Annotated in this window: 12 protein-coding genes and 1 pseudogene; 10 read left to right on the top strand and 3 right to left on the bottom strand. The window is 73.6% G+C overall.

The window, feature by feature from the left end:
- Positions 1-34: 34 nt before the first annotated feature.
- Both FHU37_RS11920 and FHU37_RS11915 read right to left on the bottom strand, forming a co-directional pair.
- Positions 35-1,561: a glycosyltransferase family 87 protein gene (locus FHU37_RS11920; protein WP_179814165.1), complete on the bottom strand. Its 1,527-nt coding sequence runs from the start codon at positions 1,559-1,561 to the stop codon at positions 35-37.
- A 128-nt stretch (positions 1,562-1,689) separates the two neighbouring features.
- Complete coding sequence (locus FHU37_RS11915) at positions 1,690-4,413, bottom strand: transglycosylase domain-containing protein (protein WP_179814164.1); 2,724 nt, start codon at positions 4,411-4,413, stop codon at positions 1,690-1,692.
- A gap of 725 nt (positions 4,414-5,138) precedes the next feature.
- On the opposite strand from FHU37_RS11915, the pseudogene FHU37_RS11910 reads away from it, so the two are divergent.
- The 4 genes and pseudogenes from FHU37_RS11910 to FHU37_RS11895 form a co-directional block, all read left to right on the top strand.
- Positions 5,139-5,777: pseudogene (locus FHU37_RS11910) on the top strand (PadR family transcriptional regulator); the annotation flags it as partial.
- A 233-nt stretch (positions 5,778-6,010) separates the two neighbouring features.
- A complete protein-coding gene (locus FHU37_RS11905) occupies positions 6,011-7,093 on the top strand; it encodes an inositol-3-phosphate synthase (protein ID WP_179814162.1) in 1,083 nt (360 codons plus the stop codon).
- 164 nt (positions 7,094-7,257) lie between these two features.
- Positions 7,258-8,565: an MFS transporter gene (locus FHU37_RS11900; RefSeq protein WP_179814161.1), complete on the top strand. Its 1,308-nt coding sequence runs from the start codon at positions 7,258-7,260 to the stop codon at positions 8,563-8,565.
- Between the two features lie 111 nt (positions 8,566-8,676).
- Positions 8,677-9,162 (top strand): LppU/SCO3897 family protein, encoded by a 486-nt coding sequence (locus FHU37_RS11895; RefSeq protein WP_179814160.1) that lies wholly within the window; start codon positions 8,677-8,679, stop codon positions 9,160-9,162.
- A gap of 111 nt (positions 9,163-9,273) precedes the next feature.
- On the opposite strand, the gene FHU37_RS11890 is transcribed toward FHU37_RS11895, so the two are convergent.
- Positions 9,274-10,821: a CCA tRNA nucleotidyltransferase gene (locus FHU37_RS11890; protein ID WP_376773929.1), complete on the bottom strand. Its 1,548-nt coding sequence runs from the start codon at positions 10,819-10,821 to the stop codon at positions 9,274-9,276.
- 1,425 nt (positions 10,822-12,246) lie between these two features.
- Between FHU37_RS11890 and FHU37_RS11885 the strand changes: the two genes are divergently transcribed.
- From FHU37_RS11885 to trxB, 6 genes are all read left to right on the top strand, one after another.
- Positions 12,247-15,090, top strand: a complete 2,844-nt coding sequence (locus FHU37_RS11885; protein WP_179814159.1) for a DUF6049 family protein — start codon at positions 12,247-12,249, stop codon at positions 15,088-15,090.
- A 148-nt stretch (positions 15,091-15,238) separates the two neighbouring features.
- Positions 15,239-17,686: a murein biosynthesis integral membrane protein MurJ gene (gene murJ / locus FHU37_RS11880; protein WP_179814158.1), complete on the top strand. Its 2,448-nt coding sequence runs from the start codon at positions 15,239-15,241 to the stop codon at positions 17,684-17,686.
- Positions 17,687-17,974: 288 nt separating this feature from the next.
- On the top strand, positions 17,975-20,413 hold the full coding sequence (locus FHU37_RS29530; RefSeq protein ID WP_179814157.1) for a protein kinase family protein: 2,439 nt from the start codon (positions 17,975-17,977) through the stop codon (positions 20,411-20,413).
- Positions 20,414-20,442: 29 nt separating this feature from the next.
- Positions 20,443-21,222 (top strand): RNA polymerase sigma factor SigM, encoded by a 780-nt coding sequence (gene sigM / locus FHU37_RS11870; protein ID WP_179814156.1) that lies wholly within the window; start codon positions 20,443-20,445, stop codon positions 21,220-21,222.
- A complete protein-coding gene (locus FHU37_RS11865; RefSeq protein WP_179814155.1) occupies positions 21,219-22,682 on the top strand; it encodes an RsmA family anti-sigma factor in 1,464 nt (487 codons plus the stop codon). Before sigM ends, FHU37_RS11865 begins: the two co-directional genes overlap by 4 nt.
- Before the next feature lie 327 nt (positions 22,683-23,009).
- On the top strand, positions 23,010-23,999 hold the full coding sequence (gene trxB, locus FHU37_RS11860; RefSeq protein WP_179814154.1) for a thioredoxin-disulfide reductase: 990 nt from the start codon (positions 23,010-23,012) through the stop codon (positions 23,997-23,999).
- The last annotated feature ends 36 nt before the right edge of the window (positions 24,000-24,035 follow it).

The following is a 24,035-nucleotide window of genomic DNA, read 5'->3' as shown; positions in this document are numbered from 1 at the left end:
GCCAGGGCGACAGTCACTCCAAACTCACGAATCACTACTTTCCGTACTGCTCGGTGGTGTGTCGTGTCTCCGGTGCGTCTTCCAAGGCGTCCGCCCGTCCTGCGAGGGCGCGCGGGGTGAAGCGGTCGTCGGCGGCGTCCAGGGGGCCGCCTGCCGGGTCGTCGGAGCCGTCGGCGCGCACCGGGTCGTGCGCGGGGCGCAGCACGTCGCGCACGATCACCCCGCACAGCCACAGCGTGGCCAGCAGGTGCGCCGTGATGGCCAGGTGGTAGCCGGCCTCCGGCAGGCCCTGCTGCTCGTCGCCGACGTTGCCGGCGAGGTACAGCCACACGCCGAGGGAGTAGAACATCTCGCCGGCCTGCCAGATCAGGAAGTCCCGCCAACGGGGCCGGGCCAGCACGGCCAGCGGCAGCAGCCAGAGCACGTACTGCGGCGAGTACACCTTGTTGGTCAGCGCGAACGCCGCCACCACCAGGAAGGCCAGCTGGGACAGCCGGGGCCGGCGGGGGGCGAGCAGCCCGAGCGCGCCGATGGCCAGGCAGCACAGCACCAGCAGCACGGCGACCCAGGTGTTCAGCGACTCCAGTGACTCGCCGCGGGTCTGCATCAGGATCAGCCAGAAGGTGCCGTAGTCCTCGCCGCGGTCCTCGCTGAAGGTGTAGAACGCCGACCAGCCGTCGAAGGCGAGCAGCGCGATCGGCAGGTTGACGGCCAGCCAGGAGGCGGCCGCCCCGGCGAGGGCCTGGCCGAACTCGCGCATCCGGCCGGCCCGCAGGCACAGGATGAACAGCGGCCCCAGCAGCAGCACCGGGTACAGCTTGGCGGCGGTGGCCAGGCCGATCAGCACGCCGGCCGCCACCGGGTGGCGGCGGGCCCACAGCAGCAGTCCGAGCGAGGCCAGCGCGACCGCGAGCATGTCCCAGTTGATGGTGCCGTTGAAGGCCAGCACGGGGGCCAGGGCGAACGGCAGGGCGTCCCAGGGGCGCAGCCGGTGGGTGCGGGCGGTGGCCACCACGGCGACCACGGAGCAGACCATCAGCATGGCGGCGTTGACGAACCAGTACAGCTGCTGCGCGGCCTGGTCCTGGGCGCCGAACGCGGCGGTGATCCAGGCGGCGACCTGCATGAAGAGCCCGGTGAGCACCGGGTACTCCAGGTAGGGCATGGAGCCCGGGTAGGAGTCGAAGTAGGGGCGCAGGCCGTCGGCGAAGCCGCGCTGGGTGTACAGGTGGGGGATGTCGCTGTAGCAGGCGGAGACGTACTGGGTGTTGGCACCGAAGAACCAGCCGCCGTTGTAGCAGGGGGCCTTCTGCAGCATGCCGATGGCGAAGGTGACCACCGCGAGGACGGCCAGCACCTGGAGCGGCGCGCGCAGCCCGGGGGAGAAGCGGATGCGGCGGCCGGCCGGGCCGCCGAGGACCTCGGAGCCGGCCGCGGCGACCGGATCGGTGTCGGAGGGCAGCACCGGGCGGCCGGAGCGGTGGGCGGCGGGGCCCGTCGTGGGCTCCGGGGGCGCGGACTCCAGGGGGGCCTGCGGCGATGGCGTCACCGATGAGGTCATGGGCCAATCCTGCCGCACGGGATGTGTCCGGAGAACGCGGACGGCACCGCCGGGATCTCTCCCGTGCGGTGCCGTCCGTCGTCGGTGGGGCGGGCCGGGGTCAGCCGGCCCCGGTCGTCGGCCGCTCGTCAGCCCTGTCCGAAGATCGACCCCTGGCTCTCGGTGCCCTGGTCGGTCCCGACGTCGGTGCTGGTGTCGCCGCCGGAGTCCGATCCGTCCGTGCTGCCGCCCTCGGAGCCGCCGTTGGAGTCGGAGCCGGTGTCGGAGCCCTCCGAGGCGCTGCCGTCGCTGGTGCCCTCGGTGTCGGAGCCCTCCGAGGCGCTGCCGTCGCTGGTGCCCTCGGTGTCGGAGCCCTCGCTTCCGCTGCCGTTGCCGTTGCCGTTCCCGTTGCCGCCGGTCGGCCAGCTGCCCCACGGCGGGTCCTGGGTGCTGGGCGAGGTGCTGGGCGACTGCGACTGGGTCGGCGGCGGGGGTGCCTGGGTGGACGGCGACTGCTCCGGCGAGTTGCTCGGCTCCGGCGCCTCGGTGGAGGGGGAGGCGGACGGGGACGGGCTGGCGGAGGGGCTCGGGGCGCCGCCCGCGTTGACCTCCTCGCCGAAGTTCTCCGGCGGCTCGGGGAACGGGATGTTCTCCTCGCCGTCGAGGGCGGCCAGCATGAAGCTGGTCCAGATCGACGTGGGGTAGCCGGCGCCGTGCACGCCCTCCTCCTCGTCCATGCCGCCGAGGCCGTACATCGGCAGCGGGCCGGGGTTCTCCGGGTCCTCGCGGCGGAGCATCACGGCGGTGGAGAGCTGCTTGGTGTAGCCGACGAACCAGGCGGACCGGTTCTCGTCGGTGGTACCGGTCTTGCCGGCCGTCTCGTGCAGGTCGTCCACCGGCTCGGCGTTGGTGCCGGTGCCGTCGTCGACGACCTCGCGGAGCACGTCGGTGACCATGTTGGCGACGTCCTCGTCGAACGCCTGGGTGGTCTGCCGCTCCGGGAGGTCCTGCGGCTCGCCGTTGTAGAGCACCTCGGTGAAGACGAACGGGTCGACCTGCACGCCGCTGTTGGCGAAGGTGCCGTAGGCGCTGGCCATGTCGAGCGGGGAGGGCTGGGCGACGCCGAGGGCGAAGGCCGGGCCGTGCACGCCGCCGAAGCCGGGGGTGTCCTCGGGCAGGCCGGCGGCGATGGCCGCCTGCTCGACGACGTCCATGCCGACGTTCATGCCGAGCTGGGCGAACGGGGAGTTCGCCGAGACCCGCATGGCCTCGCGGATGGTGATCCAGCCGTAGTCGGTGTCGCTCTCGTTGGTCTGCTCCCAGGTGTCGCCGTTCTCGTCCTCCCAGACCGTGCCGTCGTAGTTGCGCATCAGCAGGTCGTCGTCGCCGTTGTACTCGCTGGTGTTGGGGTCGAGGATGTGGGTGTCCCCGTCCTGGTCCCGGACGCCGTCCTGCATGGCGGCGGCGAGCACGAACGGCTTGAAGGTGGAGCCGGCCTGGGCGGCGGTGGTGATGCCGTTGTTGATGTACTGGGTGACGGCGTCCTGGCCGCCGTAGAGGGCGACCACCGCGCCGTTCTCCGGCACCACCGAGACGGCGCCGACCTGCACGAACCGGTCCCCTTCGCGGTTCTCCGGGTCGAGCGTGGCGTAGAGCTCCTCGTTGACGGCCCGCTCCATCGCCTCCACCTTGTCCTTCTCGAAGGTGGTGGTGATCTGGTAGCCGCCCTTGGCGAGGTCGGCGTCGGTGATGCCGAGCTCGGCCTCGAGGTAGTTGTCGACGACCTCCTTCAGGTAACCGATCTGGCCGCCGAGGTCGGAGGAGAGCCGGGGCTCCTGGGGCATCGGGAAGCCCTCGGCGAGGGTCTGGTCGCGCTCCTCGGCGGTCAGCAGGTTCACCTCGACCATCCGGTCGAGCGTCCACTCCCAGCGGATCTGGGCGCGCTCCAGGTTGGCGGCGTTGGTGGCCTCGTCGTTGCCGAAGGGGTCGTAGAGCGCGGCGCCGTTGGCGAGGACGGCCATGTAGGCGCCCTGGGCGAGGTTGAGGTCGCGGGCGTCGATGCCGTAGTAGGCCTGGGCACCGGCCTGGATGCCGTTGGCGCCGCGGCCGTACCAGGTGGTGTTGAAGTACCCCTCCAGGATGTCCTGCTTGCTCTCCTCGCGGTCCACCTTGATCGAGATCATGATCTCGCGGAACTTGCGGCTGACCGTCTGGTCCTGGGTGAGGAAGTAGTTCTTCACGTACTGCTGGGTGATGGTCGAACCGGACTGCACCGGGCCGCCGGTGACCATGTTGACCACGGCGCGGGCGATGCCGCGCGGGTCGACGCCCGGGTCGGTCCAGAACTCGTCGTTCTCGGCCGCGATCAGGGCGTTCTGCACGTGCTCCGGGACGTCACTGAGCGGCACGTTCTGCCGGTTGACCTCACCGGAGTTCACCATCTCGGTGCCGTCGGCCCAGTAGTAGACGTTGCTCTGCTGGGTGGCCGCGGCTTGGGGGTCCGGCACGTCGGTCATTGCGTAGGCGACGGTGAGTCCGCCGACCATGGTGGCGAGGCCGACCAGGAAGGCGCTGGCCCACTGCCGCCACGAGGGGACGAAGCGGCGCCAGCCGGACTTGCCGCGGCGCGGGTAGTCCAGCCAGCGGTTGTGCTCGTAGACCCGTCCGCCGCCCCCGCGGCCACCGCGCCGGGCGGCGGCGCGGCTCGCGGCCCGGCCGGCTACGGGTGCCGCCGCGGCGGCCGCCGCGGGCGGCGGGGCGCCCCGGCGCCGTGCGCCGCCCCGTCGGGACTGCGCCTGCGCGGCCCGGCGGGCGGCGGCGCGTCCACCGGTCGGCGGTGTGGGTTCGGCGGCCCGGCGTCGGTGGTCACTCATGTGGTCCCTCGTTCCGTGTCGAGGGCCGTGTACTGAACCCCTCCTGCCCGCTGCCGGGCAAGGCGGGGGGCTCGCTCGCTCATCGTGCGACTTCTCCGTCCTCGGGACGCTCAGCGCCCTCGGGACGCTCAGCCAGGGCGTGTCCGGATCCCGTGAGGGGGTGGGGTGGGAACTCGTTGCCGCGTGGGCCGGCGGTGGGTCGCCCGCCCGGCGGCCCGAGGGCTCCGGTGCGTGTGGTCCGGACCGGGCCGTACCGCCGCCGTCCTGTCGGCGTACGGGAGCCCCCAGTGCTGGACGCCCGGGGGGCGGTGCCGGTTCCGCACCGGCCGGCAAACGGAACGGCTGGTTCACACACCGCCGCGGGATGTGACCTACGTCGCTCCCTTTCGCGGTTCCGCGGTGCGGCGGCGAGGGTTCGGAGCGGGGGGAAGTGGGAGACACGACGTCCCCTGGACCCGTTTTGGCGGCCCATCACAACCCTTTCGTCCACCTTCGTCCGGATTCCGACGCCGGACTGCGCCGGGTCTGGCGAACAGGGTACGCAGAGCCCCACCCCGGAACTCCAGTCCCGCCCGTCCCCGGGGGCGCCCTTGCCCTCCGAGGCCGCCAGCGAATATGGTCGCCGCTATCGTCACGATGTATCGACTCGATACATCCGGGCGAGGTATCGACACGACAGGGCACCGGCGGGACGGGGCACCGGCGACAGGGAGGAGAGGACAGGCATGGCACGACGCTCCGGCATGCTGGAATTCGCCGTCCTCGGCCTGCTGCACGACACCCCGATGCACGGCTACGAGCTGCGCAAGCGCCTCAACGTGCTGCTCGGCTCGCTGCGCGCCTTCTCCTACGGCACCCTCTACCCCTGCCTGAAGACGCTGCTCGCCAACGGCTGGCTGGCCGAGGAACCGGCCTCCACGCCGCCGCCGAGCGCCCTGGCCGGAAAGCGCTCGAAGATCGTCTACCGCCTGACCGACGAGGGCCGGGCCCGCTTCCAGGAGCTGCTGGACGAGTCCGGCCCGGACTCCTGGGAGGACGACGACTTCGGCGTCCGCCTCGCCTTCTTCAGCCGGACCGACGGCGCGGTGCGGATGCGCATCCTGGAGGGCCGCCGCAACCGGCTCGACGAGCGGCTGGACCGGCTGCGCAAGTCGCTGGCGCGCTCCCGGGAACGGCTCGACGACTACAGCTTCGAGCTGCAGCGGCACCGCCTGGAGTCCATCGAACGCGAGGTCAACTGGCTGGGCCAGCTGATCGAGCGCGAACGCGGCAACACCGCGCGCCCGCCCCGCCCCGAGGGCGGCGCGGGGGCCGGCGCGGGCGACGAACACCCCGGTGCCCCCGGGGCGCCCGGCCCCGCCGGGACGGTCGACGCCCACGGCCCGCACGACGCGGGCCCCACACACTTCTCGACGGGTACGGCGCCGACGACCGGCGCGGCACCGAACGAGAGCCGCCGGAGCCTCGGCGCCGGCCCGCGGGCGACCCCGCGGCGCCGTGCCGCCACCCGGCGCACCATGTCGGACGGGCCCACGGACCCGTCCACGGCAACCAGTTGATTTCCAACAACTGATTCAAGAGTAGGGAGCAGCCGAATATGGGTTCGGTTCGCGTAGCGATCGTCGGTGTCGGCAACTGTGCGGCATCGCTGGTGCAGGGCGTCGAGTACTACAAGGACGCCGCGCCGGACAGCCGGGTGCCCGGCCTGATGCACGTCCAGTTCGGCGACTACCACGTGCGCGACATCGAGTTCGTCGCCGCGTTCGACGTGGACGCCAAGAAGGTGGGCTTCGACCTGGCCGACGCCATCGTCGCCAGCGAGAACAACACCATCAAGATCTGCGACGTGCCGCCGACCGGCGTCACCGTGCAGCGTGGCCACACCCTGGACGGCCTCGGCTCCTACTACCGCGACATCATCGACGAGTCCACCGAGGAGCCGGTGGACGTCGTGCAGGCGCTCAAGGACGCCAAGGCCGACGTCCTGGTCTGCTACCTGCCGGTGGGCTCCGAGGAGGCCGCCCGCTTCTACGCGCAGGCCGCCATCGACGCCAAGGTGGCGTTCGTCAACGCCCTGCCGGTGTTCATCGCGGGCACCAAGGAGTGGGCGGACAAGTTCACCGAGGCCGGCGTGCCGATCGTCGGTGACGACATCAAGTCGCAGGTCGGCGCCACCATCACGCACCGCGTGATGGCCAAGCTGTTCGAGGACCGCGGCGTCCACCTCGAGCGCACCATGCAGCTGAACGTCGGCGGCAACATGGACTTCATGAACATGCTGGAGCGCACCCGGCTGGAGTCCAAGAAGATCTCCAAGACCCAGGCGGTCACCTCCCAGGTCACCAGCTACGAGATGCCCGGGCGCAACGTCCACATCGGCCCGTCCGACTACGTGGCCTGGCTGGACGACCGCAAGTGGGCGTACGTGCGCCTGGAGGGTCGCGCCTTCGGCGACGTGCCGCTGAACCTGGAGTACAAGCTGGAGGTCTGGGACTCCCCCAACTCCGCCGGCGTGATCATCGACGCGCTGCGCGCCGCGAAGATCGCCAAGGACCGCGGCATCGGCGGCCCGATCCTCTCGGCCTCCTCCTACTTCATGAAGTCCCCGCCGGTGCAGTACTTCGACGACGAGGCCCGCAACGCCGTCGAGGCCTTCATCAAGGGCGACGTCGAGCGCTGAACCGCCCGCTGACCCCCTGATCCCCGCTCCGTGACGGCCCACCCCGCCGCGGCCGTCCCGGCGGGGAACCCGTCAACGGCGCCCGCGAGGGGCCCGTCGGCCGCACCCCGGCCACGGGCCCCTCGCGCCGTCCGCCGACCACCGCGCATGCCAAGCTGTGGCGGGTGGCCCACCTGTCGGATCTGCGCACCCTGCTGCGCCTGCCGGGCTTCCGCCGGCTCTTCGCGACCCGCCTGACCTCGCAGTGCGCCGACGGCGCCTTCCAGGTGGCGCTCGCCTCCTACGTCATCTTCTCCCCCGAACGGCTGCCCTCCCCGGCCGCCATCGCCGGCGCGTTCGCCGTGCTGCTGCTGCCCTACTCCGTGGTGGGGCCGTTCGCCGGGGTGCTGCTCGACCGGTTCTCCCGACGCGGCGTGCTGGTCGTCTGCAACCTGCTGCGCGCCGCCGCCATGCCGGCGGTCATCGCACTCGTCGTCGCCGACGCGCCCACCTGGGCCTTCTACACCGCGGCGCTGCTGGTGCTGGCGGTCAACCGGTTCGTGCTGGCCGGGCTCTCCGCGTCTCTGCCGCGCGTCGTCGAGCCGGCCATCCTGGTCACCGCCAACGCCGTCTCGCCCACCGCCGGCACCATCGCGGCCACCGCCGGTGGCGGCCTCGCCCTGGCCGTCGGCCTGCTGCTGCCCACCGGAGCGGTCACCACCGGCGCCGTCCTGATCACCACCGCCCTGCTCTACGGCTGCTCGGCGCTGGCCGCCGCCGGCTTCCGCCCCGGCGCCCTCGGCCCGGGCACCGAGGAGCGCCTGGCCCGCGCCCCGGTCGGCCGGGAACTCGCCGGCACCGCCCGCGGCATGCTCGACGGCGTCCGGCACCTGCGCGAGCGCCCGCGCGCCGGGCACGCCCTGCTGGCGGTGGTGGCGATGCGGTTCGGCTACGGCCTGCTGACCGTCACCCTGCTGATGCTCAGCCGCTACACCTTCAACGACCCGGCCGACCCGGAGGCCGGCATGGCACTGCTCGGCGTGGTGGTCGCCGCCTCCGGGGCCGGCTTCCTGCTGGCCGCGCTGGTCACCCCGTACTTCGCGCACCGGCTGGGGGAGGGCGGCTGGACGGTGTGCTGCGCGGCGGCCGGAGCCGTGCTGGTGCCGGCGCTGGCACTGCCGTTCCGCCAGGATCTCGCGGTGGCGGCGGCGCTGGTGCTGGGGATGGTGACCCAGGGGGTGAAGATCAGCACCGACACGGTGGTGCAGCGCGGTGTGGACGACGACTACCGGGGAAGGGTTTTCTCCGTTTACGACGTCCTGTTCAACGCCTCGTTCGTCGCCGCCGCCGCGGTGGCCGCCGCGGTGCTTCCGCCTGACGGCCGATCGGCCGTTCCGGTGCTGGTCACGGCGGTTCTGTACGCCGTCACGGCGTTGGCCCAAGCGCTGGCGGCGCGACACCCGGGCAGCGGGCCCCGGCTCACGATCACATGACGATTCACCGTCAACTACGCCACGAAAGCCGTGGGGGTTAACTCGATGTCATACCCGCCGTGGATAGTGTGCATGCGTTTGCCACACGAGTAATCCAATCGGGGGTCTACCTTGAGCGCGCCGTACAACCCTGGCCAGCAGCCCGGCGGTCCCGCCTACCCGCAGCAGCAGGGCCAGTTCCCCGGGCAGGCCCCGGGCCAGTTCCAGGGCCAGCCGTCGCCCTACTTCAACCAGGCGGGCGGCCCCGTGCCGCCGCAGCAGCCGCAGCAGCGTCGCCGCTCGCCCATGAAGCTGATCCGCAACGTCGGCATCCCGGTGCTCGGCCTGATCATCGCCATCGGCGGTTTCGTCGCCAACCAGAACAGCGACTCCAACCAGGCCGAGGTCGGCGACTGCGTGCAGAACCAGGCCAGCGCCAGCGACGCCAACCTGGAGATCGTCGACTGCAGCACCGAGGGTGAGACCTTCCTGGTGCTCGCGAAGTTCGAGGACACCACCGACGACTCCCGGTGCGAGGAGTTCCCGGAGTACGTGGCCAGCTACACCGAGGTCTACGGCTCCTCGGAGTTCCTCCTCTGCCTGGGTGAGCCCGCGTAACAGCGATCCCACGGATCACTGACCAGCCGGGGGCCGGGAACGATCGTCGTTCCCGGCCCCCGGCGCGTTGCCGCTCGTGTTTCACGTGAAACGGTCGGCGGCGACCACCGCTCAGCCCTCCTGGTGGGCCGCCCACCACTCCTTCAGGGCGGCGACGGCGGCGTCGTGCCCCATCGGGCCGTGCTCCAGCCGAAGCTCCAGCAGGTGCTTGTACGCCCGGCCGACCAGCGGGCCGGGGCGGACGCCCAGGATCTCCATGATCTGGTTGCCGTCCAGGTCCGGACGGATGGCGTCCAGCTCCTCCTGCTCCTGGAGGTGGGCGATGCGCTGCTCCAGCGAGTCGTACGCCCGGGAGAGCGCCATGGCCTTGCGCTTGTTGCGCGTGGTGCAGTCCGAGCGGGTGAGCTTGTGCAGCCGGGCCAGCAGCGGCCCGGCGTCGCGCACGTAGCGGCGCACCGCCGAGTCGGTCCACTCGCCGGTGCCGTAGCCGTGGAAGCGCAGGTGCAGCTCGACCAGCTTGGAGACGTCGGCGGTCAGCTCGTTCGGGTACTTCAGCTTGCGCATCCGGGCCTTGGTCATGTGCGCCCCGACGACCTCGTGGTGGTGGAAGGACACCCGCCCGTCCTTCTCGAAGCGCCGGGTGCGCGGCTTGCCGATGTCGTGCAGCAGCGCGGCCAGCCGGAGGGTGAGGTCGGGGCCGCCGGTCGGGTTGCCGTCGGCGTCGGTGCCGCGCGGCTCCTCCAGGTCGATCGCCTGCTCCAGCACGGTGAGGGTGTGCTCGTAGACGTCCTTGTGGCGGTGGTGCTCGTCGCGCTCCAGGCGGAGCGCGGGAAGCTCGGGCAGCACCCGGTCGGCCAGGCCGGTGTCCACCAGCAGGGTGAGGCCCTTGCGGGGGTGGCCGGCGAGGATCAGCTTGTTGAGCTCGTCGCGCACCCGTTCGGCGGAGACGATGTCGATGCGCTCGGCCATGTCCGTCATCGCCCGCACCACCTCGGGCGCGGGGGTGAAGTCCAGTTGGGCGGCGAAGCGGGCGGCCCGCATCATCCGCAGCGGGTCGTCGGAGAAGGAGGACTCCGGGGTGCCCGGGGTGCGCAGCACACGGGCGGCGAGGTCCTCCAGGCCGCCGTGCGGGTCGATGAACTCGATCTGCGGCAGGGCGACGGCCATGGCGTTGACGGTGAAGTCGCGGCGCAGCAGGTCGTCCTCGATGGTCTCGCCGTAGGAGACCTCGGGCTTGCGGGAGGTCCGGTCGTACGCCTCGGAGCGGTAGGTGGTGATCTCCAGCAGGAAGGAGTTGCCCTCCCCGTCGGACTTGCGGCAGCCCACGGTGCCGAAGGCGATGCCCACGTCCCAGACCGCCTCCGCCCAGGGCCGGACGATGCTCATGACCTGCTCGGGGCGGGCGTCCGTGGTGAAGTCCAGGTCGTTGCCGAGCCGACCGAGGAGGGCGTCCCGCACCGAGCCGCCGACCAGGGCGAGGCTGTGGCCGGCCGCCTCGAAGCGCCGGGCCAGTTCACCGGCGACGGGGGATACGCGCAGCAACTCCCCGACCGCACGGCGTTGCGCGGCGCTCAGCGAGGCAGCGGCGGCGGTGACGTCCGGCGCGGCGGGGCGGGCGGGCGTCGTGGAGGCGTGGGAAGAGCTGTTCGCGTTGGGCACGACAGACAAGGGTACGGTCGCCGGCCCACCGAACGGGCAACGCCGCCCGGGGGCCGCACGGTGGGCCCCCCTGATTCCAGGTTCTCATGATCGCCCGGCGTGGCGCAGCCCCCGTCCCGGGCCTGTGGATAACTCCTGCCACGGGCTCTCGGCCCCTGATCGGGAGCTCGCCGACGCCGATCAGGAACGGCTGAGATGTCATGGATCGGAAGCGATGGATTGTGGCCGGATTGGGGACGGCGGGCGTGTCACTGATTGAAAGCAACGGACGTGTCGCTGATCGGTGTGGGCGGATGCGTCGCCGATCGGCGCGGCGGGCGTGTCACCGCTTGGGGGTGGCTGGCGTGTCGCCGATTGGGGGTGGCGGGTGTCTCACCTACTGGGTGGCAGCGGGAGATCTGGGCGAGGGCGGAGTTGTCCACAGCCCGAACGAGGGGGCTGCGCTGCGTGATCGCTCCATGGGATCCTGAAACAGGGGGTCCCCCAGGCACATTGGTGGTTTGTTTGAGCATGACTGGCATGTTCCTGGCGTGATTGGGGCGGTGGTCGGTGGCCAAGCCCGGATGGGGGTGCGGCGGGCGGGGCCGGCGCGGTCGAGCTGGGATGCGGGGCTCCTCGACGCTCAGAAAATCTTCCGGGCAGTGGGATGCGGGGTGGCGAGGCGGCCGGAGACCTTCCGGGCAGTGGTAGCGGGGCGACTCGACGGTCAGAACCTTCCGGGCAGAGGCAAGCCGAGTTATCCACAACCCGAACGAGGGGGCTGCGCTGCGTGATCGCCCCATGGGATCCTGAAACAGGGGGTCCCCCCAGGCACGTGGGTGGTTTATGTGGGCATGACTGGCATGTTCCTGGCGTGATTCGAACAGGACGGTGGTCGCCTGCCGAATCCGAACACGGGGGCGGCGGGCGAATCCGAACGCAGGGCGGCAAGCGGCAGGCGGCAGGCCGGACCGGACGGCCTTGGGCGGTCGGCCGGAAGGGCATCGTGGCTGCCGAGGCAGAACAACGGGCGGCCGGGGGCGGGGCGCCGGTGGGAGGGCTGTCAGGGCGGCTGGACGGGTCGGGGCGGACTGACGCGACCTACCACACCGGTGATCGTTAGAGTGACCGCCGGGGTCGCGTCGGTTCGCTCGGGCGCGCCCCAGGGGGCGGCGCCGATCCGGTGCGCGCGGCGTCTCAGCGTCGAGGCGGGCGTGGCAGGTCCGTTTCCCGGATGTTCCGACGATCTTCACCCGGATGCGTGGGAACCCCCTGGGGCTTTCCGCGCGTGAAACCTCGTGGTGCGGAATGCGGCGCGCGTCGCGCGCGGGCACACGCCGGGATCCGCGTCGCGGTGTCCGGACGAACACCCCCATCGGTCCGCACCGGGATCGCAAAACCCCTGTCAGCACAGCCCTGTCAGCTCAGCGAGGACGGCGAAGGCGCGTGGTCGATTCGGCACCCCAGTGGCAGTGGCGGCACGCCCTCGGCGGAACGCGCCCGGCGGCGCCGCAGACCGCCCGCCGGCCCGGCAACCCGGCACGAGCCGACGTGGCGCCCGGACGCGCCGCGTCGTCGCCGCGGCGCGCGCTGGGCACCCTGCTCTCCTGTGCGCTGCTGGCCACGGCCGCGCTTCCCGGCCTCGCGGTCGCCGCCCCGGCGAACGCCGCCCCGGTGAGCGGGTCGGCCGGCAGCACGTTCACCGGGGCGTCCACCGGTGTGGCCACCGGTGTGGCCACCGGAACGTCCGCCGGCGTCCAGCAGACGACGTCTCCGACCGAGACCTCCACCGGCCTGCCCGCCGAGGTGGTGCTGGAGAGCATGACGCCGGTCGCCCCCACCGAGGGCGACACCATCATCATCAGCGGCCGGGTGGTGAACCCGGGCTCCAGCACGCTGCGGGACGTGAACCTGGGCGTCCGCATCGGCCGCGGTGGGCCGTTCGGCAGCCGCAGCGAGATCGCCGCCGTCGGAGAACGCACCTCTCTGGTGCCGGGCGACGGTGAGCGGGTGGACGGGGTGCAGGCCACCACCGCGGACGTGCCTCCCGGCGGCTCGGTGCAGTTCCAGCTCACCGTGGCCGCGGACACCCTCGGGGTGGGCGAGAACGGCGTCTACCAGTTCAGCGTCGACGCCATGGGCCAGACCTCCGAACGGCCCTGGGCGCAGGTGCTGGGCATCGCCCGCACCTTCCTGCCCTGGTTCCCCGAGCCGACCGACATCGAGCCGACCCGCCTCACCGTGCTGTGGCCCCTGGTGGAGGAGCCGGCGCTCACCGGGCGCACCCTCGACGACGCGGCGCAGACCCCGCTGCTGCCCGACGACGAACTGGCCGCCGAGGTCTACGACGGCGGCCGGCTGGAGACGCTGGTGGAGCTGGGCTCGGACCTCCCGGTGAGCTGGGTGGTGGACCCGGCCCTGCTGGACGCCGTGGACGCGATGACCCGCCCCTACCGGGTGGAGGACGGCTCGGCCTCCCCGCCCACCGACTCCCCGACGCCCTCGGACTCCGCCTCGCCCTCCCCCGACGGCCCCACGGACTCCGACGAGGCCGCCGACGACGAGTCGCAGGACACCCCAGGCGACGGCGACGGCGATGACGCCGACGCGTCGCCCTCGGGCGATCCGGACGAGGCGGGTGGTTCGGAGGAGCCATCCGGTGAGCCCGCGGGTGACACCGGGGACGCCGAGGAGACCACCGAGCCCTCGGCCACGCCCACCGTCCCCGAGGGCCCCGGCAGCGTGGGCACCGGCGGACCCGCCGCCCGGGCGTGGCTGGACGCGCTGCGCACCGCCACCCAGGGCGAGGACGGCGACGACCTGGTCTCCCTGCCCTACGGCGACACCGACCTGGCCTCCCTCTCCCGCGCCGGCTCGGTCGCCCCGCGGCTCGCCGACGAACTGGCCGAGGCCGTCTCGATGGGCGCCGACACCACCGAGCGGGTGATCGGCGAGGGCGCCCTGACCGAGGTGGCCTGGCCGGCCGAGGGCGCCGCCGATCCCGCCATCGTGGAGACGGCGCGGACGACGGGCGCCAACGCGCTGCTGCTGTCCGGCAACTCGGTGACCGGTGGGGAGAGCCTCAACCGCACCCCGGACACCGTCCGCCGGCTCTCCGACGACACCACCGCCCTGGTCTCCGACCCCGCGGTGGACGCACTGTTCACCGCGGACTTCACCGGCGCCGACGGGCAGAGCCGGGCCACCCTGGCCGTTCAGGAGTTCCTCGCCCAGACGCTGCTGATCACCATGGAGGCGCCGAGCGCGCAGCGCGGACTCACCGTGATGCCGCCGCGCGAGATGACCACGACCACCGCCCAGGCGCTGCACCGCGCGGTGAGCGCGGCGCTGGAGCGCGGTTGGGTGGAGGGCACCGGGGTGAGCGACGCCCTGGGGAACGAGCCGACCGAGGGGGCGCCGTCCACGGTCCCCCCGGCGGAGGACTACCCGGAGCAGACGGCCGCGCGGGACCTGCCGGTCGGCAACCTGGACACCACGGCCGACCTGGACGCCTCCCTGTCGCAGTTCGCCGACGTGCTCACCCAGCCGGACCGGGTCGTCGAGCCGTTCACCCCGGCGGTGCTGCTCTCCCTCTCCAACGCCTGGCGCGGGCGCCCCGAGGAGCAGGAGGAGTACCTCACGGTGGTGAACGGCGAGCTGGACGGCCTGCGCTCGCTGATCGACATCCCGCCGAAGGAGGACGTGACGCTCTCCGGGCGCAGCGCCACCATCCCGATCACCGTGATCAACGACCTCCAGCAGCCCGTGCAGGGGCTGGAACTGCGGCTCACCTCCAGCCAGCCGACCCGGGTCACCCTGACGCCGGACACCGCGCAGGTGGAGGTGGCCGCCGGGTCCCGGGAGCAGCGCCGGTTCACCGTCGACGCCAAGGCGAACGGCCGGGTGTGGGTGACCGCGCAGCTGTACACGGCGGACGGGCGCCCGTACGGCGACCCGCTGCGGTTCGAGGTGAACGTCACCACGATCGGCAACAACGTGCTGCTGGTGCTGGGGACCGGCCTGCTGCTGGTGACGCTGGCGGTGTTCCGGATGTACGTCAAGCGGTCGCGGGCGCACCGTGCCGCGGGGGCCGGGGCCGAAGGCGGCACCATCGAGGTGGAGGAGGAGACCCCCGAGGGGGCCGGCGAGGGCGCCTCCCCGGTGGAGGACACCCGCCCGGACGACTCCTCCGAGGACGGCTCCGCGACGGCGCGCCCGACGGAGGAGCCGCCCGGGGAGGACGGCGCCCAGGGCGGACGCGACGGGAAGGGCGGCGGCTCCGCCGGGTGATCCCGGCCGGACACGTCCCCGGCGGTCCCGGGCTCCCGCGTTCGGGTGAGACCATCGATATTCACCCGCGCACGCGCGGGAACCGTGGAAGCGGCACGCGCCCCGCGTCGGCGGGGCGGTGCCGCACATGACCGTAGGCAGGGATGGCATGAACGCGCCGTACGACAGGGACGATGCCTGGCCGCCCCAGGGGCGGCCCTCCGGGCCCCCGGGCGGCACCCCGCCGTACGACGACGCCTCCGGCCGGCCCGGCGCCCCTGGGGAGTACGCCCCCGGTGAGTACGGCGACGCCGCCGCCCCGGTCGGCGGCTACGGCGAACCGGCCGGGTACCCGAACGGCGGCCCGGTCGGCTACGCGGACCCCGACGCGTACGTGACCCCCGACGGCTACCCGGCCTACGACGACCCGGCCGGCCGGCTGCCGGCCGAGGGCGGCCACGGGCCGGCGTACGACCCCGGCTACGGCTCCGGCCACCCCGGCGGCCATCCGGGGCACCACCCCGCCGACCCGCAGGCCCAGCCCTACGGCGGCGGCTACAGCGCGTACAGCTCCCACGGCGGCTACGGCGGGGCCCCGGCGCCCGGCCACGTCGGCGTGGAGGACCTGCCGGAGGCCGAGGGGGCCGGCTACGACTACCTCTACCGCGAGGCGCCCCCGGCCGATCCCTACGCCCCCTACCCATCCGGCTCCCACGATCCCCACGATCCCCACCAGCCCCAGGATCCCCACCAGGGCACGCCCGACGCCGCTCCGAACGGCGCCCTGGACGACGGCACCCGCCACCTCGGCCGGATAGACACCTCCACGCCGTACCCCGCGGGCGACGACGTGGTCGCCGCCGCCGAGGTCTTCGGCGACCCGCCACCCGCCGCCGGCGCCGCGGACACCGGCAAGGGCGCCCCGGGCGGGCCCGGGGCGGAGACCGCCCAGTCGGCCGGCGCCCGCAAGGGCGGCGGCCGACTGGGCGGCATCCTGCGCTCCAGCGCCGTGATGGCCGCGGGCACCCTGGTGTCCCGGCTCACCGGCTTCGTCCGCAACCTGGTCGTCGTGGCCGCGATCGGCACCCTGCTCCTCGGCGACTCCTACCAGGTGGCCCTCAACCTGCCAACACAGCTGTACATCCTGATCGGCGGCGGCGCGCTCAACGCCGTCTTCGTCCCCCAGCTCGTCAAGGCCATGAAGCGGGACGACGACGGCGGCGACGCCTACGCCAACCGGCTGCTGACCCTGGTGATGGTGGTCACCGGCGTCGGCGTGGCCGCCGCGGTGGTCGGGGCGCCGCTGCTGGTGCGGCTGATGTCCCCGGAGCTCGCCAGCGACCCGCGCGACTTCGACGTCACCGTGGCGTTCACCCGGTACGTCATGCCGATGGTGTTCTTCATGGGCCTGCACGTGGTGGCCGGCCAGATCCTCAACGCCCGCGGCCGCTTCGGGGCAATGATGTGGACGCCGGTGCTGAACAACGTGGTGATCATCGCCGCGTTCACCGCCTTCATCCTGGTCTTCGGCCCCGCCCGGAGCTCCGGCGTCACCATCGACAACATCAGCCCCGAGGCCGTCCGGCTGCTCGGCATCGGCACCACGCTGGGCCTGGTGGTGCAGGCGCTGGCGATGCTGCCCTACCTGCGCGCCGTCGGCTTCCGGGTCCGGCCCCGCTTCGACTGGCGCGGCCACGGCCTGGGCAAGGCCGCCCGGCTCGCCCGCTGGACGTTCCTGTTCGTCCTCGCCAACCAGGCCGGCATGGTGGTCGTCACCCAGCTGGCCACCGCGGCCAACGCCAACGCGGTCGAGCAGGGCATCACCGCCGGCGCCGGCTTCGCCGCCTACACCAACGCCCTGCTGATCTGGCAGCTCCCGCAGGCCGTGATCACCGTGTCGGTGATGACCGCCGTGCTGCCCCGCATCTCCCGCGCCGCCGCCGACGACGACACGGCGGCCGTCCGGGACGACCTCTCCTACGGGCTGCGCACCCAGGCCGTGGCCATCGTCCCGGCCGCGTTCGCGTTCCTGGCCCTCGGCCCCTGGATCGGCATGCTGCTCTTCGGCGCCGGCGCCGGGGCCGAGCAGGGCCGGATGATCGGCTGGATGCTCTCCGCGTTCGGCCTCGGCCTGATCCCCTACACGGCCACCTACGTGCTGCTGCGCGGCTTCTACGCCTACGAGGACACCCGCACCCCGTTCTTCAACACCGTGTGGGTGGCGCTCAGCAACGCCGGCCTGTCCGCCGTCGCCTACTTCCTGCTGCCCGCGCAGTGGGCGGTCACCGGCATGGCGTTCGCCTACGGGGTCGCCTACGTCGTCGGCATGGTGACCGCGGCCCGAAGGCTACGGAAGCGCGTCGGTGACCTGGATGGTGCGCGGGTGCGCCGTACGTACGTCAGACTGGTAGGTGCCTGCCTCCCGGCGGCGGCCCTGGCCTTCGTGACGGCACGTTGGCTGGAGTCGCTGCTCGGCACCTCCGTGCTCGGCGCCGCCGCGTCGTTCGTCGCCGGATCGGTGGTGCTGGTGGCCGTGTTCGTCCTGCTCGCGCAGCGCATGCGGGTGGACGAGCTGACCTCGCTGGTGGGCATGGTGCGCAACCGACTGGGCAGGTGACCCGGAGCGCCGACCGTCCCGGAACGCCGGGCACGGACGGGGCACGGGCCCCGGCACGGTCGGGCACCACGTCACGGTGCACGCGTGACGGACCACACAGGGATTCGCTCCATCAGGTTGTTCGGCCCGCTACAACCTTCCCGGTCCGTCACGACTCGAACCAGAGCGGGCGAAGTGGGCACAATTGCCCCCGGGAGCGGGTGGATCGTAAGACCCGAGGCGCCGAGCGGCCAGGTGGGCCGGCGGCTGTTCCCAGTTCATCGACGCGGGGAGGCAGGGACGACGGTGGTGGATCACGGGAAGGCTGCCGTCGGTCTGGCCGACGCCGACAAGGAGGCGGCCGGCGCCCCGGACGCACCGCTGAACGGCGCGGACCACGACCACGCCGCCGCCGGCGTGAACGGCACGGCGGTCGCCGCCGAGGTGTCCACGGCCGACGACGACACGGAGGCCGCGCCGCCGACCGACACCCGGACGGGCCCACCGTCGGCGGAGCCCACCGGCGACGGGGACGACAGCGCCGACGACGAGGACCAACCCGCCTCCGGTGGCGACGCCTCCGGGGAGGGCGCCTCCAAGGACGACCCGGATGGCCGACCGGCGGAGCCGGCCGCGACCGTGGTGATGGACGCCGTCGGGGACGACGACGCCGAGGCCCTCGCCAACTCCCCCGAGGCGGCATCCGCACCCGAGCCCTCCACCCGGTCGGCCGGGTCGGACCAGGCGGCCGGGGCGGACCGGTCGGCCGTCGACGGGAAGGTCGACGGGAAGACGGGGCTCGACACCAGGACCACCCCGCTCGCGCGCACGGACGCCCCCACCGCCCGCACCGTCCCCACGCGCACCGCCGAGCCCCCCGCCGCCGCGCCCACCCCGGCCGGCGCCACCGCCGTGCACAGCGTCCCCGGGCTCCCCGACGGCCCCACCACGCCCGCCGGCGGCCCACCACCGCCCGAGGTGCACAGCGGGGAACGCCTCGCCGGCCGCTACCGGCTGGAGGAGTGCGTCACCCGCACCGACTGCTTCAGCACCTGGAAGGCGGTCGACGAGAAGCTGCGCCGCCCGGTCGGCATACACCTGCTGAACGCCGACCACCCGCGCGCCGCCACCGTCCTCGGCGCCGCCCGCAAGGCCGCCCTGCTGCCCGACCCGCGCTTCATCCAGGTGCTCGACGCCGTGCGCGCCGGCGGCACCGCCTACGTGGTGCGCGAGTGGGTGCCGGACGCCGTCGACCTCGGGCGCACCCTGCTCAACGGCCCGCTGGAGCCGCACGTCGCCTACCTGATGGTCCGGCAGCTGTGCGAGGCGCTCAACGCCGCCCACGAGGCCGGCCTGTACCACCTGCGCCTGGTGCCGTCCGCCGTCCAGCACAGCGACGGCGCCCAGTTCCGGATCAGCGGCCTCGCCGTGGACGCCGCCCTGCACGGCCTCACCTCCGAGGAGGCGGAGCGCGAGGACACCCGCGCCGTCGGCGCCCTGCTCTACGCCGCGCTCTGCGGGCGCTGGCCCACCGAGCAGGGAGCGCACGAGCTCAAGGGCGTGCCGCGGGACGGCGGCCGGCTGGTCGCCCCGGACCACGTCCGGGCCGGCGTGCACCGGGAGCTCTCCGAGCTGGCCCTGCTGGCGCTCACCGACACCCCGCAGCGCGGCCGCGGCCCGGTCGGCACGCCCAAGGAACTGGCCAAGCTGCTCACCGGCATCCGCCGCCCCCGCCCCCCGGCGTCCGAGGCGCCCACGGCCTACCAGCCCCGCACCAAGGCCGCCCCGCCGGCCCGTCCCGCCGCCCCGCGCACCGCGGCCACCCACCACACCCCGGCGGCTCCGACCGTGCCCGCCCGCCGCACCCCTCCGGGCGGCACCCCACCGGCCGCCGGCACCCCGCGACCGGCCGCCCAGCGCCCGACCACCCCGGTGGCGGGCACCACCCGGCACGTCGGCACCCAGGTGCCGCCGCGGCAGCCGCGCCCGGTCGTGGCGCAGCCCGGAGGCCCCGTGCCGCCGCTCCGCCCGGGCCCCCCGGCCCCGGCCGCGACGCCGGCCCGCCGCCCGCGCCGCGGCCGCCGGCTCATGGTGCGGGCGGTGCAGCTCATCCTCTCGATGGTGCTGCTGGTCGCGCTCGGCGTGGGCAGCTGGACGGTGGCCAACCGCCTGCTGGAGGCGGTCAACGGCAACCCGGACCCGAACAGCTCCTCCTCGCCCACCCCGGGACAGACCTCGCCGGAGGCCTCGGAGACGCCCGTGCTGACCGGCGAGCCGATCGCCGTCGACAGCGCTCAGGACTTCGACCCGAGCGTGGACAACGGTCTCGTGGGAGGCAACGGCGAGGAGAACGGTGACGAGGTCGCCAACGTCATCGACGGGGACAGCAGTACCGAGTGGCAGACGATGCGGTACTACCGCAGTCCCAACTTCGGCAACGAGAAGGACGGCGTCGGCATCATCCTGGACCTCGGCGAGGAGCGCCCGGTGGGCGAGGTGACCGTCGACTTCAGCGCCGGCGACACCCGTGCCGAGCTGCGCGCGGCCCCGACCGGCACCACGCGCATGCCCACCGGCTCGCCGGACGACTACGAGGTGGTGGCGTCCGGCAGCGGCGCCGGTGAGGTCATCTTCAGCCCGGACAGCCCGGTGGAAACGCGCTACCTTCTCGTGTGGATCACCGAGCTGCCGCCGGAGACCGGCAGCACGTGGCGTGCCAGGATCTCCGAGATCGAGGTCACCGGCTGATCGACACCAACACGGCAGAAGGGGCGGGAATGGCGGGGGAGGAAGACGGGCGCCCCGGCGCCGCGTCGCCGTCGGGTGCCGCCGACCTCTCCCGCCTCGACGACGCCGAGCTGCTCGACCGGTTCGCCGGCTCTCAGGGGCGCGCCGGCGAACCCGCCGCCTTCGGGGAGCTGGTGCGCCGCCACCGCGAACGGCTGTGGGCGGTCGCGCTGCGCACCACCGGCCACCCGGAGGAGGCCTCCGACGCGCTCCAGGACGCCCTGCTGTCCGCCTTCCGGGCGGCGCACCGGTTCCGTGGCGGGGCCGCCGTCACCACCTGGCTGCACCGCATCGTGGTGAACGCCTGCCTGGACCGGATGCGCCGGAACGCGGTGCGGCGGGCGGTGCCGCTGCCCGACGAGGTGGAGAGCTGGGACGGTGTCCTCGGCAGCTCCGAGCCGCCGGACGCCGTGGTGGAGCGCGACGAGCGCAAGCGCGCGCTGTTCGCCGCGCTGGCGCAGTTGCCGGAGGAGCAGCGCGCCGCGCTCGCCCTGGTGGACATGGACGGCTACTCGGTGGTCGAGGCGGCCGAGATCCTGGGCGTCCCGACGGGCACGGTGAAGAGCCGGTGCGCCCGGGGCCGCGCCCGGCTCCTGCCGCTGGTCCGCCACCTCCGCCAGCCGGCGCCGTCCGACGACGGGAAGGGCGACGAGGGCGCGGGGAAGGGCACGGGCGGCGGAGGGAACCCAGGTCGGCCCTCGGGCGTCACATCCACGGCACACACCGGGGCCGGGCGTATCGCGGACTCGGGAGGAGGTACGGCGCCATGAGCGACACCAACCGTCCGGAGGAGACTCCGGAGTCCCCGGACGCCCCCGGCACTCCGGCGATGCCGGGCAACGGCGCCGACTCCGCCACCTCCGCCGGCCACCCGGGCCACCCCGGCCACCCCGGCCACCCCGGCCACCCGGACGTGGACGCCCTCGCGGACCTGGCCGAAGGGCTGCTGCCCGCGGCGCGCGAACGAGAGCTCCGGATCCATCTGGAAGCGTGCCCGGACTGCGCCGCCGTGCTGGACGACCTGCCGTCCGTGTCGGAGTCCCTCGGCGACCTCCTCGGCCCCCGGCCGATGCCCGAGGAGGTGCGTGCCGGGCTGGACGACTTCCTCGACGCCCTGCTGAGCTCGCCCGCCCCCGGCACCGGCGAAGGCCCGGACGGCGACGAGGCGGACGCTCCCGCCGGGGAGCACGGCCCGGACCGGTCGGAGGACCCTGCCCGGCTCGACCACGCCCCGCTCGCCCCGCCCCCGCTCGACGTGGAGGCGGCCGAGCTGGACGCGCTCACCCCGGAGGACATCGAGGAGGCGCGCCGGCTCGGTCTGTCCGACGAGGACGTCGCCATACTCCAGGCCGAACTGGCCGCCCTGCGCGGAACCTCGCTGGCGCCCGCTCGGCGTCGGCCCGAGGAGGAGGCCGCCCCGGCGTCGGACGTGGAACCGGCGGGCTCCGCGGCGGACGCCTCCGCCCCGGGCCACGCCCCGGAGACGGTGCCGGGCCGCCGGCCCACCGAACGCGGCGACGGCCCCGCGCGGGCCGCCGGGCGCCCCAGGGCCGTCCCGCTGGCCCACCGGTCCCCCGGCGGCTCCCGACGGCTCCCGGGGGCGCTCCGGCTCGGCCTGGCGGCCTCCGGCGTGGTGCTCGCCCTGATCGCCGGCGTGGGCCTGCTCCAGCAGGTCGACCCGGGGGGTGACTCGGCCGACTCCGAGGCCGCCGCGACTGCGGACCTCGGCGGGAGCCTTCCGGAGGCCGGGGCGGTGCGGGAGTACACCGACGGCGACCTCGACGAGTTGGTCCGCGCCCTGGTCGAGGCGCAGGCGCCCGGCGCCGGTGGCCTGGGCTACGTCCCGGAAACGCCCGACCAGCAGCCCTCCGACTCCTTCGAGACGATGGGGACGCCGGACAGCGCGCCCTCCGCGGCCCCGTCCCGCGTTCCCTCCGGCTCCGGCGGCGAGGAGGAGATGTGGGGTGGCGACGAGGCGTCGGGGGAGCCACCGACCGACCCGTCCGGGCGGTTCTCCCCGGAGGAGCTGGGCTGTCTGGTGGCGGCCACGGACCGCGCCGGGGACTCCCCGATCGCGGTGGACCAGGGCACGTACCAGGGTGATGCAGTCGCCGTGCTGGTCTTCGAGGACGCCGGCGACCCGGCCCTGCTGGACGTCTGGCTGGTTCCGGCCGGCTGCCCGGCGGACGCGGACGCCGCCGCGGCCGTGCACCGCACCGTCACCCGCTGAGCCGCGCGGACACCCGCTGAGCCGTCCGGCCCCAGCCCGGCCAAAGTGCCGGGCCCTGCCACCCGTCCGCTCTCCCCGCCCGTCAACCGGCCGCCCCCGGGTGTCCGGTGCGTCGGGGTGAACCCCCGGGACCGGCGGCCCGCCGACGGCGGCACCGGCGGCGGGGGCGGCTCGGGAATGTGCGACGCTTGGGTTCCGTTGAGGGGAGCGGAAGCGAGACAGGCGCCGGCGGGAGAAGGAACCGGCAGCCCACTCGGCGCGACCGTACGGTTCCCCAGGGCCGCCCCCGCCCGGCCCAGGCCACGACGACAAGGAAGGCTTGCTCCCGTGAGCGACGTCCGCAACGTGATCATCATCGGCTCGGGGCCGGCCGGCTACACCGCCGCCCTGTACACGGCCCGTGCCTCGCTCAACCCGCTGGTGTTCGAGGGATCGGTCGCGGCGGGTGGCGCGCTGATGAACACCACCGAGGTGGAGAACTTCCCCGGCTTCCGCGACGGCATCATGGGCCCGGACCTGATGGACAACATGCGGGCGCAGGCCGAGCGGTTCGGCGCCGAGCTGGTCGCGGACGACGTGATCGAGGTCGACCTGGCCGGTGACATCAAGACGGTCAAGGACGGCGAGGGCAACGTCCACCGGGCCCGCGCGGTGATCATCGCGACCGGCTCCGGCTACCGCAAGCTGGGTCTGGACCGCGAGGAGGAGCTGTCCGGACGCGGCGTGTCCTGGTGCGCCACCTGCGACGGCTTCTTCTTCAAGGACCAGGACATCGCGGTCGTCGGCGGCGGCGACTCCGCCGTGGAGGAGGCCACCTTCCTCACCCGCTTCGCCCGCTCGGTCACGCTGATCCACCGCCGCGACGAGCTGCGCGCCAGCAAGATCATGCAGAAGCGCGCCTTCGACGACCCCAAGCTGAACATCGCCTGGAACAAGCAGGTCGTCGAACTGCACGGCAGCCCCAAGCTGTCCGCCCTGACCGTGCGGGACACCGTCACCGGTGAGACCAGCGAGCTGCCGATGACCGGCCTGTTCATCGCGGTCGGACACGACCCGCGCACCGAGCTGTTCACCGGGCAGCTGGAACTGGACGAGGCCGGCTACGTCGTCGTCGACGCGCCCTCCACCCGCACCTCCCTCACCGGCGTCTTCGCCTGCGGCGACGTCGTCGACCACACCTACCGCCAGGCCATCACCGCCGCCGGCACCGGCTGCGCCGCCGCGCTGGACGCCGAGCGCTACCTGGCCGCCCTCACCGACACCTCCACCGGCCAGGAGGCCGCCGACGAGGCGGAGAAGGTGGAAGCGGCCATCTGACCAGTCCTCCGGTCTGGTCCCGCCCCCAAGCCCCGC

The sequence above is a fragment of the Allostreptomyces psammosilenae genome (assembly GCF_013407765.1).
Taxonomy (GTDB): Bacteria; Actinomycetota; Actinomycetes; order Streptomycetales; family Streptomycetaceae; genus Allostreptomyces; species Allostreptomyces psammosilenae.
The sequence above is the reverse complement of the archived record's forward strand: the minus strand, read 5'-3'. Positions and strand labels throughout refer to the sequence as shown.

Bases quoted from the DNA above. Each gene is read 5' to 3' on its own strand.
- FHU37_RS11920 (WP_179814165.1), bottom strand. From the start codon at position 1,561: ATGACCTCATCGGTGACGCCATCGCCGCAGGCCCCCCTGGAGTCCGCG.
- FHU37_RS11915 (WP_179814164.1), bottom strand. From the start codon at position 4,413: ATGAGTGACCACCGACGCCGGGCCGCCGAACCCACACCGCCGACCGGT.
- FHU37_RS11905 (WP_179814162.1), top strand. From the start codon at position 6,011: ATGGGTTCGGTTCGCGTAGCGATCGTCGGTGTCGGCAACTGTGCGGCA.
- murJ (WP_179814158.1), top strand. From the start codon at position 15,239: ATGAACGCGCCGTACGACAGGGACGATGCCTGGCCGCCCCAGGGGCGG.
- sigM (WP_179814156.1), top strand. From the start codon at position 20,443: ATGGCGGGGGAGGAAGACGGGCGCCCCGGCGCCGCGTCGCCGTCGGGT.
- FHU37_RS11865 (WP_179814155.1), top strand. From the start codon at position 21,219: ATGAGCGACACCAACCGTCCGGAGGAGACTCCGGAGTCCCCGGACGCC.